This is a genomic window from Fenollaria sp., from assembly GCF_057222035.1.
In genome coordinates, this window is sequence record NZ_JBXXYC010000010.1 from 1 (window position 1) to 12,897 (window position 12,897).

18 protein-coding genes, 2 pseudogenes and 1 other annotated feature are annotated in these 12,897 nt (G+C 34.5%); of the genes and pseudogenes, 18 read left to right on the forward strand and 2 right to left on the reverse strand.

Annotated features, from left to right (window positions below):
• From AC2UOP_RS06780 to AC2UOP_RS06795, 4 genes and pseudogenes are all read left to right on the forward strand, one after another.
• A pseudogene (locus tag AC2UOP_RS06780) lies at nt 1–319 on the forward strand (recombinase family protein); the annotation flags it as partial.
• A 456-nt stretch (nt 320–775) separates the two neighbouring features.
• Nucleotides 776–871, forward strand: a pseudogene (locus tag AC2UOP_RS06785) (hypothetical protein); the annotation flags it as partial.
• Between the two features lie 283 nt (nt 872–1,154).
• Nucleotides 1,155–1,421, forward strand: coding sequence for a hypothetical protein (locus tag AC2UOP_RS06790; protein WP_085839346.1), 267 nt, complete (start codon nt 1,155–1,157; stop codon nt 1,419–1,421).
• Nucleotides 1,422–1,497: 76 nt separating this feature from the next.
• Complete coding sequence (locus AC2UOP_RS06795; protein WP_484833105.1) at nt 1,498–2,208, forward strand: CPBP family intramembrane glutamic endopeptidase; 711 nt, start codon at nt 1,498–1,500, stop codon at nt 2,206–2,208.
• A 177-nt stretch (nt 2,209–2,385) separates the two neighbouring features.
• Here AC2UOP_RS06795 and AC2UOP_RS06800 read toward each other — a convergent pair whose 3' ends face one another.
• Nucleotides 2,386–2,493 carry an IS3 family transposase gene (locus tag AC2UOP_RS06800; protein ID WP_428979547.1) on the reverse strand — a complete coding sequence of 36 codons (108 nt, stop codon included), beginning with the start codon at nt 2,491–2,493 and terminating at the stop codon, nt 2,386–2,388.
• Nucleotides 2,494–2,819: 326 nt separating this feature from the next.
• Between AC2UOP_RS06800 and AC2UOP_RS06805 the strand changes: the two genes are divergently transcribed.
• The 14 genes from AC2UOP_RS06805 to AC2UOP_RS06870 all read left to right on the forward strand — a co-directional run bounded on the left by AC2UOP_RS06805 (nt 2,820) and on the right by AC2UOP_RS06870 (nt 11,938).
• Nucleotides 2,820–3,737 carry an alpha/beta fold hydrolase gene (locus AC2UOP_RS06805; protein WP_484833106.1) on the forward strand — a complete coding sequence of 306 codons (918 nt, stop codon included), beginning with the start codon at nt 2,820–2,822 and terminating at the stop codon, nt 3,735–3,737.
• Between the two features lie 36 nt (nt 3,738–3,773).
• Entirely contained in the window at nt 3,774–4,538 is a 765-nt protein-coding gene (locus AC2UOP_RS06810; RefSeq protein ID WP_484833107.1) for an EFR1 family ferrodoxin, read from the forward strand.
• A 188-nt stretch (nt 4,539–4,726) separates the two neighbouring features.
• On the forward strand, nt 4,727–6,139 hold the full coding sequence (gene cysS / locus AC2UOP_RS06815) for a cysteine--tRNA ligase (RefSeq protein ID WP_484833108.1): 1,413 nt from the start codon (nt 4,727–4,729) through the stop codon (nt 6,137–6,139).
• Nucleotides 6,124–6,540 (forward strand): Mini-ribonuclease 3, encoded by a 417-nt coding sequence (locus tag AC2UOP_RS06820; RefSeq protein WP_019213930.1) that lies wholly within the window; start codon nt 6,124–6,126, stop codon nt 6,538–6,540. Before cysS ends, AC2UOP_RS06820 begins: the two co-directional genes overlap by 16 nt.
• Before the next feature lies 1 nt (nt 6,541).
• Complete coding sequence (gene rlmB / locus AC2UOP_RS06825; protein WP_019213929.1) at nt 6,542–7,288, forward strand: 23S rRNA (guanosine(2251)-2'-O)-methyltransferase RlmB; 747 nt, start codon at nt 6,542–6,544, stop codon at nt 7,286–7,288.
• On the forward strand, nt 7,269–7,787 hold the full coding sequence (locus tag AC2UOP_RS06830) for an NYN domain-containing protein (protein WP_070600418.1): 519 nt from the start codon (nt 7,269–7,271) through the stop codon (nt 7,785–7,787). The genes rlmB and AC2UOP_RS06830 overlap by 20 nt, the downstream gene beginning before the upstream one ends.
• 224 nt (nt 7,788–8,011) lie before the next feature.
• Nucleotides 8,012–8,161, forward strand: a complete 150-nt coding sequence (gene rpmG / locus AC2UOP_RS06835) for a 50S ribosomal protein L33 (protein ID WP_019213927.1) — start codon at nt 8,012–8,014, stop codon at nt 8,159–8,161.
• A gap of 18 nt (nt 8,162–8,179) precedes the next feature.
• Nucleotides 8,180–8,371, forward strand: a complete 192-nt coding sequence (gene secE, locus AC2UOP_RS06840) for a preprotein translocase subunit SecE (protein WP_019213926.1) — start codon at nt 8,180–8,182, stop codon at nt 8,369–8,371.
• 2 nt (nt 8,372–8,373) lie between these two features.
• Nucleotides 8,374–8,970, forward strand: coding sequence for a transcription termination/antitermination protein NusG (gene nusG, locus AC2UOP_RS06845; protein ID WP_019213925.1), 597 nt, complete (start codon nt 8,374–8,376; stop codon nt 8,968–8,970).
• A gap of 62 nt (nt 8,971–9,032) precedes the next feature.
• Nucleotides 9,033–9,458 carry a 50S ribosomal protein L11 gene (rplK, locus tag AC2UOP_RS06850; protein WP_484833109.1) on the forward strand — a complete coding sequence of 142 codons (426 nt, stop codon included), beginning with the start codon at nt 9,033–9,035 and terminating at the stop codon, nt 9,456–9,458.
• 52 nt (nt 9,459–9,510) lie between these two features.
• Entirely contained in the window at nt 9,511–10,209 is a 699-nt protein-coding gene (rplA, locus tag AC2UOP_RS06855; protein WP_484833110.1) for a 50S ribosomal protein L1, read from the forward strand.
• 67 nt (nt 10,210–10,276) lie between these two features.
• Nucleotides 10,277–10,391 (forward strand) — a sequence feature (ribosomal protein L10 leader region).
• A gap of 54 nt (nt 10,392–10,445) precedes the next feature.
• A complete protein-coding gene (rplJ, locus tag AC2UOP_RS06860; protein WP_484833126.1) occupies nt 10,446–10,982 on the forward strand; it encodes a 50S ribosomal protein L10 in 537 nt (178 codons plus the stop codon).
• Between the two features lie 25 nt (nt 10,983–11,007).
• A complete protein-coding gene (rplL, locus tag AC2UOP_RS06865; protein WP_019213921.1) occupies nt 11,008–11,388 on the forward strand; it encodes a 50S ribosomal protein L7/L12 in 381 nt (126 codons plus the stop codon).
• Nucleotides 11,389–11,452: 64 nt separating this feature from the next.
• Entirely contained in the window at nt 11,453–11,938 is a 486-nt protein-coding gene (locus AC2UOP_RS06870; protein WP_484833111.1) for an N-acetyltransferase, read from the forward strand.
• A 38-nt stretch (nt 11,939–11,976) separates the two neighbouring features.
• On the opposite strand, the gene AC2UOP_RS06875 is transcribed toward AC2UOP_RS06870, so the two are convergent.
• Complete coding sequence (locus AC2UOP_RS06875) at nt 11,977–12,783, reverse strand: C39 family peptidase (RefSeq protein WP_070600409.1); 807 nt, start codon at nt 12,781–12,783, stop codon at nt 11,977–11,979.
• Nucleotides 12,784–12,897: the final 114 nt, after the last annotated feature.

Here is a 12,897-nt window from a genome sequence, read left to right on the forward strand (position 1 = left end):
AGATGAATTAGAATCATCACTAATTGATGCGAAAGCAAAGAAACAGACTATTGAAGCTGAAAAACTCACAGGAGATAACATATATAAGGTTCTGATCTATTTTGATAAACTCTATAAAGTCATGAATGATGTAGAGCGTAGGCAGTTAATTACAGCTTTGATTTCTGAAATTCAAGTTTATGAAGAAAAACAACCTAACGGACAATGGCTAAAATCAATTACTTTCAAGCTCCCAATTATAGTCGATGATTTGAATATAAGTTTGGACAATAATGAACAAGTTGAGACTATAGCATTGATGTCAAGAGTGAAGAATTAAACGGTATAGAAAAGTCTTGAAATAAAAAAGTGGGATTGATGGTCTTGTCAAAAAAGAGCATCATCGTAACCCTATTTTCATATCGTTAAAAAATAGTTCTGGCTACCGGAGAGTGGAATTCAAATCAGGACCTGCATTAAAAAGCGGTGGATAAAAATAGTATATAAGGATAGGTCAAGTTGTCAGGAAATGACGGGGTGATTTTTTGTAAAAATACTTAAAAAATAGAAAGCATATGAAATTGCTACGACATTGTAGAGTTAAAATTTACATAATTTTTACTTAAAAAAGAAATGATGAATGATATAATAAGTATGAAATGTATAACAAAGAATACCGAATGTCAAGTAGATAAAGATATGAAAAAAGCAAACAGAGTCATACCAACTTGGAATATGAGAATAAAGCTGAGAAAAATGAACATGGGTTCAGGCCCGGACTGAAAAACTTGGTACTAAAAAACAGATTGTAATTCCGAAAGAGACAAGGAAATTGTTCCATATCGAAAGCGGTGATACAATCTTCTTGCTGGTGATCAAGATCATTTTATAGGAGTAGGTCAGCTTGTTGATATTATAGAAAATGAATTAGCTTTCAAAATGAAGCTTTAAAGTGGACTAGTGGAGACCGAGAATCGATAAATCTGGCAAACTAGATTAATTCAGAAAAAATTAGGTTAGTCTCATTAAAGGCAAAAAATTCTCTTTTAGATAAGTTCGGATATTCGATGATGAAAGATGGGTCGGATTATTTTTTGTCAACAACGTTATTGTTTAATCCAAACTTTTAATTAAAATATTGGGTTCATTATTTTGATAGAGATATTAATATTTATTTGGATTTTTACAAATCAAATAAATTTAAAACATTTTCTTTAAAGGGCAAATATACTTATCAAGTACAATATGTAAATATTATTGGTGATATGGATTATCAGGTTAATTATAAGTTGGCAGAAGAGTATTATAATAAAATGAATGCTCCAAAAAAAGAGATATATATTATGAAAGATACAAGTCATGGACTTATGGTGTCTAAATCAAATGAATTTTTTGATTTATTACATTTAACATTTAAAAAGTATAAGTTGCTTTATGAGTAATTTGAAAAATATGCTGTCTGAAAGATGCAGCTAAAAAGACAAGATATTCAGTGAAATTTTTAAAGGGGGTATTTTTATGTATAAATTATATCAAAAAAATGAACTAGCTTTTGCACTAGTTTGGGTTGGAATCTACTGTCTGATTATGACACCGCTTAGAGGACAATTTGGTGATGAAAGTATTTTCATGGCTCTTTCTTTAATTGTTATGGCAATGACTATCAGTTTGTGGATTCAAAAACACAAGTTGACAGAAAAATACGGACTTCAAGCTTTTCCGAAAGAGTGCAAAAGATACATTTACTTTATTCCGATGTGGATTCTTATGACGGGAAATTTGTGGGGTGGAGTAGCGCTATCACATGCCGGTTTTGCTCAAGTATGGGCGACCATTTCCATGATTTTATTCGCTTATATTGAAGAAGTGATTTTCCGTGGCCTTTTGTTTAAGGCCATGCTAGCAAAAAGTGGGGTAAAAGAATCGATTATTGTAATTTCTATAACATTTGGTATAGGACACATACTAAATCTATTCACCGGTCAAGCCGGAGTTTATACCCTAATTCAGATTCTCTTTGCTATAGCATGGGGATTCATATTTACTATGGTAGCCTATAAGAGTAAGAGCATATGGCCATGTATAATTGCACATGGATTTATCAACGCCAGCTCCAAATATGCTATTGCGAATGCAAAAATGAATTGGTTTTTTATAATTACTACGATCATCACTGCCGTGTTTTACTGCCACTATCTATGGAAGCTGAATGACAAAAAAACATTGTAACTTACTACAACAGCGTGAGTATAAAAAAGCTAGTAGTTTATGTAAATATATAATATAGGACAGAAAGTGATGTGTACCCGGAAAACTGGACACATTAATATTTAGTTTACATTCATGGATGTTAACCTATACAAAGTAGGTGGCGTCCATTTTGTTTTCTTCTGAATCCTTTCGTTGTTATAGTAGTAGTATATATTCATCGATTGCTTTTGAAAACTCTTCGTATGTTTTAAATCCTCTCTCACAGCCATAATACATCTCGGTTTTTAGTTGACGTGAATCCACTTTTACGTTATAATTAAGTTGTCAATGTATACATTTATAAAGGTAAATATATAGCATTGGAGAATGATATAGGTTTTTAATATAATATTTTATGGAAACTATTAAAGATAAAAATATGAAATACAAATTTACAATGTGTAATCGTAACAACTTCCAAGACAACAGCAAAAATAGGAAGAGACGAAAATGTAAGTTTGGAAACATTAGAAAAGATTTGTGAGTATTTTCAATTTGATGTGGAAGTATTTGATAACTTCCCTAAGACAAGCCATGCCGAAGCCCTAGCCTTATTAGTAAGAGAGTAAAATGTTTTGTAGGTGATATTTATGATAATTGAGAAAATTAAATCAAAACGAGATGGCTTAGAGCTTGAGCTAGCAATAGTCGAGCCAAAAGGAGAGCCTCTTGGCATTGTACAGATAGTACATGGAATGTCAGAGCATAAGGAGCGTTACTACGATTTTATGAATTACTTAGCTGAGCATGGATACATCTGCGTAATTCATGACCATAGAGGCCATGGAGCGAGCGTGAAGGATCCGTCTCACTTAGGGTATTTTTACACAGATGATAGTTCTGTCATTGTTGATGATGTTTTTCAAATTACGGAGCATTTAGAAAATAAATATCCTACGCTAAAAATCTCTATATTTAGTCATAGCATGGGAACGCTTGTTTCGAGAAATTATTTAAAAAAGTATGAAGAACATATTGACCACATAGTGCTTTGTGGGCCACCGACAGAAAATAAATTTGTGGGCTTTGCTATATCTTTGGCAAAAATTTGCAGTATTTTTTATAGCAAATATAAGCCAAATAGATTTTTAAATGCTTTATCAGTCGGTCAATATAGCAAGGGATATGAAAGCCCAGTAGATTGGATTTGTGCTAATCCAGTCACAGTAGAGACATATAAACAAGATCCGCTTTGTGGCTTTATCTTTACTACAAATGGTTTTTTGAATCTATTTAAACTCTTAAAGTCAGCGTACAATGGCAGAGACTGGAGACCAAAAAACATTGCTTTACCAATATTTTTAATAGCTGGAGAAGATGATCCTGTTATTCAAGGCAAAGAAAAGTTTAAGGGTTTAGAAAGATTTTTAAATAGTCTTGGATATAATAACATTAAAAGCAAACTTTATAAGGGCATGAGACATGAAATACTTAATGAAAGAGATAAAGAAATAATATATGAAGATGTTTTAAATTTTTTACAAGCCGATAATATTAATCAAAATTAATCGCAAGAATAAATAAGTTAAAAGATAGGAGCAGAAATGATACTATATTTTTCAGGAACAGGTAACAGTGAATACATAGCGAAAAAATTGGCTGAGGACTTAGTTGACGAAGCGCTTGATCTATTCACTTACATAAAAAGCGGCAAGAAGGGGTTCTTTCACTCAGAAAAGCCTTTCGTCTTAGTTGCGCCAACATATAGCTGGCGCGTGCCAAGATTTTTATCGGAGTATTTATTGGGCTGCTCTTTTACTGGATCGAAAGAGATCTACGTAATCTTAAACTATGGCGACTCCTGTGGCAATGCAGAGAAATACATTAGAGCAAACACGAAAAAGCTTGGATTAAATTTCAAGGGCCTTTATGGGATAAAGATGCCGGAAAATTATTTGATGCTCTTCAATTTAGATTCAGATGAACACAATAGAAAGCTTATAGATGAAGCAAATGATAAAATTACTAAAGCGGCTGCCATTATCAAAGAGGGTAAGAATTTCCCAGAAGTAAAGAGCGGCTTTGCAGGCAAAATTGAGTCGAGCTTTGTCAATAAAATTTTCTTTAAGTTCATAGTGAGCGACAAGAAATTTTATTATACAGACAAGTGCATCAAGTGCGGTTTTTGCGCTAAGAATTGCGTTTTAAATAACATTACTTACAAGGACGGCTACCCAGTTTGGAACGGCAATTGCACGCACTGCGCATCATGCATAGCGAAGTGCCCGACAGGCGCGATTGAGTATGGCAAGAAGACCATTGGCAAGGAGAGATACTTATTAAGCAAAGTGTATAGAGAGAAAAATTAATAATAAATTTTAAATTGTGTCAAGAGTTGTGATTTATTTCGCAGCTCTTTTTATATGCAAAAACAATTTCATATAAATAAAAAAATTCATTAAAAGCACTTATCTTAAAGAACTTCGCACGCTTAAATCCATTGACTAAAAGCCATTTATATGATAAAATAACTATATTAATATATAAGGAGGCAATTATGATTAAATTACACAACACATTATCAGGATTAGTAGAAGAATTCAAACCGATAAACGATACTAAGGTGAATTTTTATTGTTGTGGTCCTACTGTTTATAATGACATACATGTAGGCAATGCCAGACCTTTAGTTGTATTTGATACAGTTAGAAGATTTTTGATATTCATGGGCTACGACGTAAAGTATGTTTTTAACTTCACTGACGTAGACGATAAAATAATTAATAAAGCGAACGAAAGCGGTATCACTTCAAATGAAGTGGCTGAAAAATATATTGAGCGCTTCAAAGATGTTGCTACGAGACTTGGTATTTATGATTATGACAATATCAATCCAAGAGCGACTGAACACATGGATGAGATTATAGATTTTATAAAAGGACTTATTGAGAAGGGCGCTGCATACGAGTCCGATGGAGATGTTTATTTCGACACTACTAAGGCGAAAGACTACGGAAAACTTTCAAAGAAGAATATTGATGACCTTATCTCAGGTTTAAGAGTTGATATAAATGAAAAAAAGAAAAATCCACTAGATTTTGCTCTTTGGAAAAAGGCTAAACCAAATGAACCGCACTGGGCATCACCATGGTCAGATGGTAGACCTGGCTGGCACATCGAGTGCTCGGCTATGAGCAGAGCAATCTTAGGAGATACGCTTGATATACACGCTGGCGGTAGCGACCTAGAGTTTCCTCATCATGAAAATGAAATTCAACAAAGTGAGGCTCTAACTGGAAAGCCATTCGCAAAATATTGGCTACACAATGGTATGGTCAATGTCGATGGCAAAAAGATGAGTAAATCACTAGGCAATTTCATTTTGCTTAAGGATTTGCTTGACGATTATGACAAGGATACAGTAAGATTCTTCATCTTGTCAACTCACTATAGAAAGCCTATGAACTTCACTAAAGAAGGCATGGATGGTGCAAAAAATTCTGTTAAGAGGATACACAACGCTCTTAAGAGACTTGAAGCAATCAAAGATACAGGGAAAAAAGCTTCAGACGAGATCATCAAAGATGTTGATAAGGAAGTAGCTGGCTTTATCGCGGCTATGAGCGATGATTTCAACACAGCCGATGCACTAACATGCATTTTCAATATAGTTAAGATAATTAATAAACTTGAAGACGATGATTATGAAAGCGCAAAATATATCGAAGATAAATTAAATGATTTACTAAAAGTTCTTGGCCTTGATGATAGTGAAGCAGTGATGAAAGAAGATGAGTCGGATGCATCACTTGGCGAAGACGAAGACAAGATTAAAAAGATGATAGACGAGAGAAATGAAGCAAGAATGAACAAAGATTATGCCAAGGCAGATAAAATCAGAGATGATTTACTTGCTATGGGCATAAAGATTATAGATAGCAAAGACGGACAAAGATGGGAAAAGATTTAGATATAACTGAGCTTTTTGGGATTGAGTATAGCGATGCCGAAATAAATGAAATGAGCCCAATAAGGCTTGCCTACATCGGCGACGCTGTCTACGAGCTCTTTGTGCGCTACTACATCGCAAAAGAGCCACTAAAGGCATACGAGCTGCAAAAGCTATCAACAAAATATGTTAGTGCTTATGCGCAAAGAGATGCCTTTGAGAAAATTAAGGAGCATCTCACAGAAGACGAGCTTTATGTATTTAAAAGAGCCAGAAACCACAAGTCACATAAGGCGCCAAAGAATACTGACAATAGTGCTTACAAGGTGTCAACAGGCTTTGAAGCTCTCATTGCATATCTATTTTTGAAAAAGGAATACACTAGACTTTTTGAGCTAGTTAAATTATGTTTGGAGGATTAAATTGGAAGAACAATATATATACGGAAGAAATCCGGTTATGGAACTTTTGAAGAATGGCAGAGCCATCGACAAATTATATGTGCAAAAAGGAGAGCTAAAGGGCTCAATCGGTAGAATTTTAAGCCTTGCAAGTCAAAATGGCGTTATCGTACAAAGAGTTGAGCGAGAAAAGCTTGATTCATTATCAAAAGGAGAGGTGCATCAAGGCGTTGTCGCGTTCACAGCAGGTTTTGAATACAAAAGTATTGAAGACGGATTTAAGCTAGCCGAAGAAAAAGGCGAAGATCCATTCTTTGTAATTTTAGATGGCATTGAAGATACTCACAACTTAGGCGCAATCATCAGAACAGCTGAGTGCGCTGGCGTTCACGCAGTTATCATACCAAAGAGAAGATCAGCTATGGTCAACGAAACAGTTTATAAAGCTTCAGCAGGAGCCGTTGATAACATGATAGTTGTGAGCGTTACTAACCTTAATCAAGAGATAAAAGAGCTTAAAGAAAGAAACGTATGGATATACGGACTTGACATGGATGGCCAAAAATACACAAAGGCAAACCTATTAGGACCAGTAGCTCTAGTGGTTGGCTCAGAAGGCAAGGGCTTATCAGAACTTGTTAAAAAGAACTGTGACGCTATAATTAGCCTACCGATGTTTGGCAAGACAAACTCATTAAACGCATCAAATGCGGCAGCCATTGCCATGTATGAAATTTTAAGACAAAAGGATGAAAAAGAAAAAGCTTAGGCATATACTCTTTGTTGATGGCTACAACGTCATCAACTCATGGGAGCATTTGAGAGAAAGAAAAGAAGAGTCGCTAGAGGCAGCTCGTGATGAGCTAGAGAATATCTTAGAAGAGTACATGCGCTACAATAAAGAACGCATCATACTTGTATACGATGGACACCTCATCAAAGGTAATCAAGGCGAAAAGAAAATAATAAAGGGTCTTGAGATAGTTTTCACCAAAGAAAATATCACAGCCGACTCATATATCGAAAGAGAAGTGGCTAGTATGCCTTATGGCTATAAGATAAGAGTCGCAACAAGTGACCTTGCAGAGCAAAGCCTTATCTTTCAAAGAGGCGCCTCGAGACTTAGCTCAAGAGAGCTCGCTATAGAGATAGAAAATTCTAAACGAACACAAAAAAGAATTTCTAAAAAAAATAATATGATTAACAATATAAAATTATCCGGCATCGATGAAGCAGAACTTGAAAAGCTAAAAGATTTAAATTTGTAAAATAAATAAAAAAAATAATATATTTATATAAATATTTTAAAATATTATAAAAAACCTAAATTATAAATCATTATATATAATTTAGTATATATAATAGGAAAGAAAATAAATTTTATATAAAAATAATTTAAAAAACGCTTGACAAATTGGTAAAATTAAGATAATATATATAGGTAGTTGTATAATACTTTTTAGAGTATTATATGAGTAGGAGGTGTTTATAAATGAGAGAAAAGGTCGTATTAGCTTGTACAGAATGCAATCAAAGAAATTACACAACAAAGAAGAATAAGAAGAACACTACTGAAAGAATTGAGCTTCAAAAGTACTGCAAGTTCTGCAAGAAGCACACAGCACATAAGGAAACAAAATAATTTTTAGGAGTTGATAGCATGGAAAACAAAGGTAAAGCAGGCAATTTTTTCAAAGGCGTAAAAGCTGAAATGAGAAAAGTAATTTGGCCTAGCAAAAAAGACTTAGTTAATTACACATTAGTTGTAATTGGAATTAGTGTGGCTGTAGCTGCATTAGTATACCTTATCGACGTGGGAATCGGCGCTGTAGTTAAACAATTTATTAAATAGCAATGAGCGATTTAGATTTAAATGAAAACAAGGCTAATTCTATCGATTTATCAGATAGAGAAGCAGACGCCAAATGGTATGTAATCCATACGTATTCAGGATATGAAAATAAGGTAAAAGCTACAATTGAAAAGATGATAGTTAATCGTGGCACAGCTGACGGTATTTTTAAAGTAGAAGTGCCCACAGAAGAATACGTAGAAAAAAAGGATGGCGCCAAAAAAATCAAATCTAGAAAGATATTCCCAAGCTACGTGCTAGTCAAGATGATTATCAACGATAAATCATGGTATCTAGTAAGAAATACCAGAGGAGTAACAGGTTTTGTTGGACCACAATCAAAACCAATACCATTAACAGAAAAAGAACTTTATAACCTAGGCGTTCATACAAAATCCATTGTAGACGATACAAGAAAAGATGTAAACTACAAGCACGGAGACCACCTAGCCGTTACAGACGGACCATTCAAGGGATTCGAAGCTATAGTTGATTCAGTAAACGAAGACTCAGGAACAATAAAGTGTTCTGTTAATATGTTCGGTAGGGACACACTTGTAGAGTTTGAATACTATCAAGTAAGCCCTATCACAAAATAGCTATTATCATTAAAGATAATATATAAAAGTGCATTAAGCACAAAAATCGAGGAGGTGCGAATATGGCAAAAAAAGTTAGCGCAATTGTCAAACTTCAAATACCGGCTGGAAAAGCTACACCTGCACCACCGGTAGGAACTGCACTTGGACCACACGGCGTAAATATTATGCAATTTACAAAGGAGTTCAATGCTAAGACTCAAGATAAAGTAGGTCTAATCATACCAGTTGTTTTAACAGTATATCAAGACAGATCATTTACTTTTATCACAAAGACACCACCAGCTCCAGTATTGATCAAAAAAGCTCTTAACATTCAAAGCGGTTCAGGCGAACCAAACAAGAAGAAAGTAGCAAAACTTACAAAAGATCAAGTTAAGGAGATCGCAGAAATGAAGATGCCAGACTTAAATGCAGCAAGTTTAGAAGCAGCTATGAGCATGGTTGCTGGAACTGCAAGAAGTATGGGCGTTGAAGTAGAAGAGTAATTCTACTTATTAGGTGGGAGAAAATTCGTTATTACCACAAGGAGGTTAGAAAATGGCAAAAAGAGGTAAAAAATACCAAGACAGTTTAAAAGAATTCGATAGACAAGAATACTTCGAGTCAAAAGATGCCATCGGCCTAGTAGTAAAACTAGCAAAGGCAAAATTTGACGAAACTGTTGAATTACACTGCAGATTAGGTGTTGACTCAAGATATGCAGACCAACAAGTTAGAGGCGCAGTAGTACTACCACACGGTACAGGTAAAACTAAAAAAGTTTTAGTTATCGCAAAATCAGACAAACAAGAAGAAGCTAAACAAGCAGGCGCAGACTATGTTGGAGCAGAAGACATGGTAGAAAAGATTCAAAAAGAAAACTGGTTTGACTTCGACGTAATCGTTGCAACACCAGATACAATGGGACTTATCGGTAGACTAGGTAAGGTTCTAGGACCAAAAGGTTTAATGCCAAACCCTAAGTCAGGAACAGTTACATTTGAACTAGAAAAAGCAATCAAAGACATCAAAGCCGGTAAAGTTGAATATCGTTTAGACAAAGCAAACATCATTCACTGCCCAATCGGTAAAGTATCATTCGGCCAAGAAAAGCTAGAAGAAAACTTTAACGCAATCATGTCAGCTATAATCAAAGCAAAACCAGCTGCAGCAAAAGGAAAGTATTTAAGATCTGTTACACTTACATCGACTATGGGTCCTGGAGTAAGAGTAAATAGCTCAAAAATTACTGAATAAAATACTTAATAAAGTATTGACAACTCAGAAAGTTTTTGATATAATAAACTAGTTAACAGAATTTAATTTAATAGGAATATATAAACCGTAGACAGTAGGTGCATTAAGCTTAATTTCCTACCGAGGATAGATAGCCAGTATCAACCCCCTTATGTCTATAAGAGGGTTTTTTATTGATATATATTAAACGGGATTAGCAAAAAAGCTAAAGTTCCTATTTTTCCAGCGGAGGTGAAATAGTGAAAGAACATGTTTTAGAACAAAAGAAACAAGTTGTTCAAGAAATTAAAGAAAAACTTGAAAAATCAGAATCCATAGTTCTTATGGACTATAAAGGATTAAACGTTGCAGACGTTACTGATCTTAGAAAACAATGCAGAGAAAACAATGTTGAGTACAAAGTTTACAAAAACACAATGCTTAGATTTGCCTTACACGAATTTGGTGTAGAAGGCTTAGATGAGTACTTAGAGGGAACAAATGCAGTAGCATTTGCATACGAAGACCCAAGCTCAGCAGCAAAAGTAGCATACAAGTTTGCTAAAGGAAACGACAAACTTGAAATCAAAGTTGGTTTAGTATCAAAAGATATATTCGACGTAAACCAATTAAAACAATTATCAGAACTACCATCGAAGGAAGTTCTTATCGCACAAGTACTTGGCGGCTTAAACGGACCTATCCAAGGCTTTGCAAACGTATTAAATGGAACTATGAAGGGCTTAGTTGTAGCTCTTAACCAAATTGCTGAACAAAAAGCAAAAGAAGCATAAATAAAAAATTTTGGAGGTATTTATAATGTCAGAAAAAGTTACAAATTTAATTGAAGAAGTAAAATCACTTACAGTTTTAGAATTATCAGAACTAGTTAAAGCACTAGAAGAAGAATTTGGCGTATCAGCAGCAGCTCCAGTAGCAGTTGCAGCAGCACCAGCAGCAGGCGGAGCAGCACCAGCAGCAGAAGAAAAATCAGAATTCGACGTAGTTCTTGAAGACGCTGGCGCAGAAAAGATCAAAGTTATCAAAGTAGTTAGAGAAATCACAGGCCTAGGCTTAAAAGACGCTAAAGACCTAGTAGATGGAGCTCCTAAGACAATCAAAGAAGCAGCACCAAAGGCAGAAGCTGACGAAATGAAGAAGAAACTAGAAGAAGTTGGAGCAAAGATTACATTAAAGTAATTTAATCAAAAACTTATATTAAAAGCAGCCATGAGGCTGCTTTTTTGTATATAGAGGTGTTTTAATGATTAGAAGAGCAAATAAGGAAGATATTAAATGCATCATGCGCATATATGAAGCGGCGAAGAAAAAGATGCGTGCCGATGGCAACTTGCACCAGTGGAGTGATAAGTACCCTGACGAAGAAACTCTTTTGAATGACATAGCAAGAGATGAATTATATATAGCGCATGATTGTGGTGAGATATATGGCGTATTTATGCTTAGTTTTTCTGGTGAAGATACTTATAAAGAAATTCAAGGCGAGTGGCTCAATGACGAGCCTTACTCTGTGATTCATAGAATTGCTAGCCTTGGCAAGGGGAAAAATTTACTCAAAGACGCTATAAATTTTACTTTTGAAAAAACGAATAACATTCGCATAGATACTCATGAGGATAATAATATTATGCGCACTCTTCTAAAAAAATTAGGCTTTTTTTATACAGGCATCATTCATCTAAAGAATGGTGACGAGAGAAGGGCATATCAATTAATAAAAAGTGAATAAAAATAAAATACCTTATCGTGCTTGATAAGGTATTTTTATTAATAAGATGTAATATACATTGCCTTGGCTAAGTAAGGAGAAATTTCATCAAAATAGTACCAACCGGAGCTTCTGTAATCGTTTTCGCCGCCATTGGGGTTTGAGATATATATTTTGCCATCATCTGTTGCAGCTAAGAGAACCATGTAGTGAGACTTGCTTGTGAAGCGATTTTCTTCTGGTTTATTCCATAGGCAAATAATTATCGGTCTATTCGTCTTAAGATGATTTATTATGCTCTCTTCTGATAAAGATTTTGAATCAAAATAAAAGTCTGTGTTGTCTATGCCGTAGCTTTTCAGCTCTTTTGAAAGATTGGCGTAATCAAGGCGCGGGTAGTACTTTGTTCTTAGGTTTTCTGGATTTATTTCTGATCCGTAGCCTGATAAAACTATGGACATGGCGGTGATGCCGCAGCCGTAGTCTTCCATGTTTCCGTTCCAATATTCGTTATCTTTCCATGGCTCTAAATTTTGTTTGTACTCGATATATGTTTTTTTATTAGCATCGACTGTAGTGAATTTCGTGAAATATCCTTCGCCAGAAATTTTTTCTTGACCGATGCCGTCATAATTTTCATTGGTATCCATCTTGATAGTTGTATATGGACTAGGAATTATAAGTCTAGCAATGGAGCTTCTCTCTACGAAAGAGTAAATTCTTCCATAGACTCTTCTAAATATATTCCTTCCAAAAAATATGCAAACGAGTAAAATTATTATAAGGAAGAATATTTTTCTTCTTTTTCTTTTGTGTTTCCTTTTTTTATTTATATAAGAGCTATTTTTTATTCTTTCATTATACATAAGATCATCCTCACTTAAGACCATTATAATAGATAAATCTTAATTTTTTCTTAATTAAATCTTAAGAATTTCTTAAATTTACGTAAAGGGTATAAGAAAAGCACTTCACCAATG